Annotated in this window: 6 protein-coding genes; 3 read left to right on the plus strand and 3 right to left on the minus strand. The window is 69.7% G+C overall.

The window, feature by feature from the left end:
- Together AB4Y86_RS12255 and AB4Y86_RS12260 are read right to left on the minus strand one after the other, a co-directional pair.
- The coding region (locus tag AB4Y86_RS12255) for a cation:dicarboxylate symporter family transporter (protein WP_441402500.1) at window positions 1–558 on the minus strand (558 nt) is incomplete at its 3' end.
- A 59-nt stretch (window positions 559–617) separates the two neighbouring features.
- Window positions 618–1,760, minus strand: coding sequence for a PrpF domain-containing protein (locus tag AB4Y86_RS12260; protein ID WP_441402501.1), 1,143 nt, complete (start codon window positions 1,758–1,760; stop codon window positions 618–620).
- Between the two features lie 131 nt (window positions 1,761–1,891).
- On the opposite strand from AB4Y86_RS12260, the gene AB4Y86_RS12265 reads away from it, so the two are divergent.
- The 3 genes from AB4Y86_RS12265 to AB4Y86_RS12275 all read left to right on the plus strand — a co-directional run bounded on the left by AB4Y86_RS12265 (window position 1,892) and on the right by AB4Y86_RS12275 (window position 4,005).
- Entirely contained in the window at window positions 1,892–2,836 is a 945-nt protein-coding gene (locus AB4Y86_RS12265; protein WP_441402502.1) for a LysR family transcriptional regulator, read from the plus strand.
- The gene (locus tag AB4Y86_RS12270; RefSeq protein ID WP_441402503.1) at window positions 2,833–3,516 is read left to right on the plus strand and encodes a haloacid dehalogenase type II; all 684 of its coding nucleotides are present in this window, start codon (window positions 2,833–2,835) and stop codon (window positions 3,514–3,516) included. The genes AB4Y86_RS12265 and AB4Y86_RS12270 overlap by 4 nt, the downstream gene beginning before the upstream one ends.
- A 123-nt stretch (window positions 3,517–3,639) precedes the next feature.
- A complete protein-coding gene (locus tag AB4Y86_RS12275; RefSeq protein WP_441402504.1) occupies window positions 3,640–4,005 on the plus strand; it encodes a VOC family protein in 366 nt (121 codons plus the stop codon).
- A 42-nt stretch (window positions 4,006–4,047) separates the two neighbouring features.
- Here the strand turns inward: AB4Y86_RS12275 and AB4Y86_RS12280 are convergent.
- The coding region (locus AB4Y86_RS12280; protein WP_441402505.1) for a 2-hydroxyacid dehydrogenase at window positions 4,048–4,808 on the minus strand (761 nt) is incomplete at its 5' end.

Genomic DNA, 4,808 nt, shown 5'->3' on the forward strand with positions numbered 1-4,808 from the left:
GAGCATCTTGTTGAAGCTGTTCACCACGGTCAGTGCCACCTGGCCGGGGGCGCCGAGCTTGCTGAACGCGAAGCCGCAGAGCATCGCGATGACCAGGACGGGCAGGACCTCACCGTCGGCGAAGGCGCCCACGAACGTCGTCGGGATGATGTTCAGGAAGAAGTCCACGGGATTGCTGCTGGGCAGTTGGCTGGTGTACTTCGCGGCCACCGAGGAGTCCAGGTGCGCCGGGTCGATGTGCATGCCGGCGCCGGGCTGGATGATCATCACCGCGGCCAGGCCCAAGGCCAGTGCCACCGCCGTCAGCGCGTAGAACAGGCCGAGGGAGCGGAGCAGGGTGGGCCGGACCTGCTTGGTGTCCGTCAGGGAGGTGATGCCCCCGACGATCGTGCAGAAGACGATCGGAGCGATCATGAACTTCACGAGCTTGACGAAGCCGTCGCCGATGGGCTTGAGTCCGGCGCCGAGGTCTGGCCAGAGCGAGCCCACCAGGACGCCGAGGGCGACGCCGATGAGGACCTGGACATAGAGATGCCCGAGGATGGATTTGATCTTCATTGAACAACTTCCTTGCTGAATGCGGCCCTCCCATGATGACAGGGCAGCAGGTACGGGTGCTAGGCGGAGATGCCGGAAGTCCTGGCGACGTCAATATCGGCGGTCGCGAGGTGCCGGGCCGCGCGGTGCAGCGCGACCTCGGTGACGGAGCCGTCGTCCCCGGCGACGACTTCGGTGGTGACCACGCCGGCCGGCGTGCCGATGCGCAGCAGGCGGGAGGTCCGCGGGGCGAGCTCCGGGGCGGGCCGCATCAGCCCGGCCGGTACAGATCCGGGCAGGGCGGCGGCCAGGGAGACGGCCACCGCGGAGGTGAGGCCGATGGCCGGGTGCGGGGCGAGCATGGAGAGCATGCGGACCCGCAGGTCGTGGGAGTCCGCCGGGATCAGGGTGCCGTCCGCGGCGGTGTAATCGCCGGGGCCCGCGACGACGCCGACCTTCGGCACCGCGTTTTGTGGCGGGTCCTCGGGTTTCCGCAGGCCCATCATCAGTCCCGCCGCGGCCCGGGCCGCGACCAGCGTGCCGAGCTCCTCGGACAGGTTGCCGGTCATGTCGGAGAGGTCGACGCCGCCCTCCCCGGCGGGGATCAGGACCGCGGGTGCGCCGGCGTCCACCAGCGTGGCCGTGACGGTCCGGGTGCCTATTTGGATGCTGTCGGCCGGGTTGGTGGTGGGAAGGACGGCCCCGGTGCTGCGGCCCCAGGGCCCGTGGAAGGACAGGCTCACGGGGACGCCGACGGCGGTACTGCCCGGAACCCGGGCCAGTCCCGACTTCGGCACCGTGCCGCCCGGGGTGGGAACCGTGCCGCTGAGCACGGCGCCGGTGTTGAGGTTGCGCATCCGGACCCGGGTGAGGCCGTCTGCGACGGGGACGATGCCCGTCTGCACGGCGAAGAGGGCGATGGCGGTGGCGCAGTTGCCGCAGTTGGAGCCCAGCTCCACCGTCCGGTCACCGATGCCCACTTGAGCGAACAGGTACTCCAGGTCCGCGTCGGTTCCGGGGGTGGCCCAGACGACGGCGGCCTTGGACGTGGTGGAGGTCCCGCCGCCGACGCCGTCGAGCTGCCGTGCATCCGCCGCGCCGAACGCGTCGGCGAGCAGGTCACGGATCTCGTCACGGTTGGCTGCGTACGGGGCGACGTCTTCCGCGCCAAACAGCCAGCATTTGCTGGTCCCGCCCCGATACCAGTGGCCTCGCAGTCCCACAGCGTTCTCCTTCATGTGGTGCAAACAGTTCTTCGCGCATCCCTGCGCTTCCCCATCTACGATCCGGCAGTCGAGACTTCAGCACAATCACGATAAATTCCACACCTATTCACTTTTGCTAAAGTCAGAGGATGGCAAAGCTTGATCTTCACCGGCTCCACCTGCTCCGCGAGGTGCACCGCTCGGGCTCGCTGACGTCCGCCGCGGCGGCGCTGTCCTTCACGACGTCGGCGGTCTCGCAGCAGATCGCGAAGCTCGAACACGAGGTGGGCGTGTCCCTGGTGGACCGCCAGCCGCGCGGCGTGGTGCTGACAGAGGCAGGGCTGGCCCTGGTGGGCTACGCGGACAGCATCGACCGGACCATCGAGGCGGCCCGGGCGGAGATGGACGAGTTCGCCGGGCTTCGCCGGGGCCAGCTGCGGATGGGCACCTTCCCCACCGTGGGAGCCTCGCTGATGCCGGATGTGGTGCTGGCGTTCCGGGCCCGGCATCCGGATGTGGCGGTGACGGTGATCAGCGCCCGGCGCGAGGGGCTGCTGGAGGCGCTGCGCCGCCGCGACGTCGAACTGACCCTGCTCTGGGACTACCCCTGGCAGGAGATCGCGGACGAGGACTTGTCCCTGGTCCGGCTGATGAACGACCCCACCATGCTGCTCGTACAGCGCGACCACCCGCTGGCCGGGAAAAAGTCGGTGCGGATCGAATCGCTGCGAGAGCAGGAATGGATTGTCCGCGACGAGCACCCCGTGGCGGACGTGCTCCGCCGGGTCTGCCGCGAGGCCGGCTTCGAACCCCGCATCGCCTTCGACGCCAACGATTACCAGGAGACCCAAGGGATGGTCGCGGCGGGCATCGGCATCGCCCTGGCGCCGCAACTGGCCCTCAGCGCGCTGCGGCCCGACGTCGTCGCCGTCCCCCTCGCCGGCGCACCGAAACGACGAATCCTCCTGGCCCAGCTGGCCAACCGCCGGCTCAGCCCGGCGGCCCAGCAGGCCGCGGCGGTGTTCCGCTCTACGGCAAAGCGGCGGGCTGCAGGGCGTATAACGGATACACCGGCACCAGAGGAGACCCCATGACCACCGCACCGATTTCCGTGATTGTCTTCGACGTCAACGAGACCCTGTCCGACATGTCGCCGATGGGCGCCCGCTTCGCGGAAGTGGGAGCCCCACCGGAACTGGCCAAGCTCTGGTTTGCCTCCCTGCTGCGGGACGGTTTTGCGCTGACGGCCAGCGGGGACAGCCGGGGCTTCGCTGAGATCGGTGCCACGGTGCTCCGGCAACTGTTCGCCGGCATCGAGCTGGACCGCCCGCTGGATTCCGCGGTGGAACACGTCATGGGCGGCATGAGCGAACTCGGCGTGCACCCGGATGTCCCCGGCGGGATCCACGGCCTCGCCGCCGCAGGCTTCCGTCTGGTCACGCTGAGTAACGGCTCGGCCCGGATCGCGGGGAAACTGCTGGATGACGCCGGGATCAGGGAGTCGTTCGAGGCGTTGCTTTCGGTCGAAGACGCCCCCGCCTGGAAACCGGCCCGGGCGTCTTACGAGTATGCCGCCACCGCGTCAGGCGTGGACCCGGCACGGATGATGCTGGTGGCAGTCCATCCCTGGGATATCCACGGCGCCGCCCGCGCGGGCCTGCAAACGGCGTGGCTGAACAGGACCGGTGGCAGCTACCCGGACCACTTCGAGGCCCCGAACGTCACCGTCACGGCCCTGACGGAGCTTCCGGCGGCCCTGGCCTCAACGAACTGACGGGAGCGACGCCACTTCGGCGCCGGCACGCCGGGTCGCCGCCCAGCTGGCGGGAACCCGAGGGAGGCACTGGCATTACCCGGAACAACACTGCCGGCCGAAGCCAAGGTGTAGTTTGGCCTAATGCTGAGCATCGGCTCGATCGTGATCAGGGTGGACGACCTCGAACGCCAGATGAGTTTCTGGCAGGCCGCGCTGGGCTATGAGCGGCGGCACGAACCGGAAGACGGCTTCGTCATTCTGCAGCCGCCCGGCGGTGCCGGCACGTGCATCTCCCTGGACCAGGTTCCCGCGACGGTCCAAATCCCGCCCCGCCTGCACCTGGACCTGTATACAGGGGACCAACACGCCGAAGTACACCGGCTGCTGGCCCTGGGCGCCACCCGGATCGAGGGGAGCAAGAGGCCGGCGGACGCAGATTACGTGATCTTGGCCGATCCCGAAGGCAACCGGTTCTGCGTGGTGGACACCGCCGGGCGCGGCAATTAAGCCCTGCGCCCCGGCTAAGCCCTGCGTCCCGGGGCCCGGCACCTACCCGCCCAGCACCACGTTGACCGGCGGTTCACCGGCCAGCATGAGGTCGATCTGCCGCTGCAGCAGCCGCCCCATCCGCGGGCGCATCGCCGAGCTGGCCCCGCCGACGTGCGGGCTGATGATGACGCCGGGGGCTCCCCACAGCGGGTGGTCCTGCGGCAGCGGCTCCGGGTCGGTGACGTCCAGGGCGGCGCGGATCCGGCCGGAAGCAGTGTGCCGGACCAAGGCGTCGGTGTCCGCGACCGGTCCCCTGGCCACATTGACCAGCAGCGCGCCGTCGGGCATGGCCGCGAGGAACGCGTCGTCGACGAGGTGCCGGGTGGAGTCGCTGAGCGGCACCACCACCACCACGATGTCGTGCTCCGGCAGCAGGCTGTGCAGCTCGGCGATGCCGTACACGCGGCCGCGCGAGTCCGTCCGCTCCCGGCTGGCCACCCGGGTCACGGTGGTTTCGAACGGCAGCAGCCGGTCCTCGATCGCCTTGCCGACACCGCCGTAACCCACGATCAGCACGCGCTGGTCCGCGAGGCTCGCCGTGGGTCGGCTCTCCCAGCGGCGCTCCCGCTGGTTCTGCAGCACCCGCGGAAGCTCGCGCTGGCTGGCCAGGATCAGGGCCACGGTCAGCTCGGCGGTGGCGGTTTCGTGGACGGTGGAGGCGTTGGCGTACACCCGCCCTGCTGGCAGGACCTCCTCGATGCCGTCGTAGCCGATCGACTGGCTCTGCACCAGCCCGGTCTCCACGGCGTCCAGTGCGCGCA

It is taken from the genome of Arthrobacter sp. 2YAF22_2 (genome assembly GCF_052114645.1).
In the GTDB taxonomy this organism is placed as follows: Bacteria; Actinomycetota; Actinomycetes; order Actinomycetales; family Micrococcaceae; genus Arthrobacter.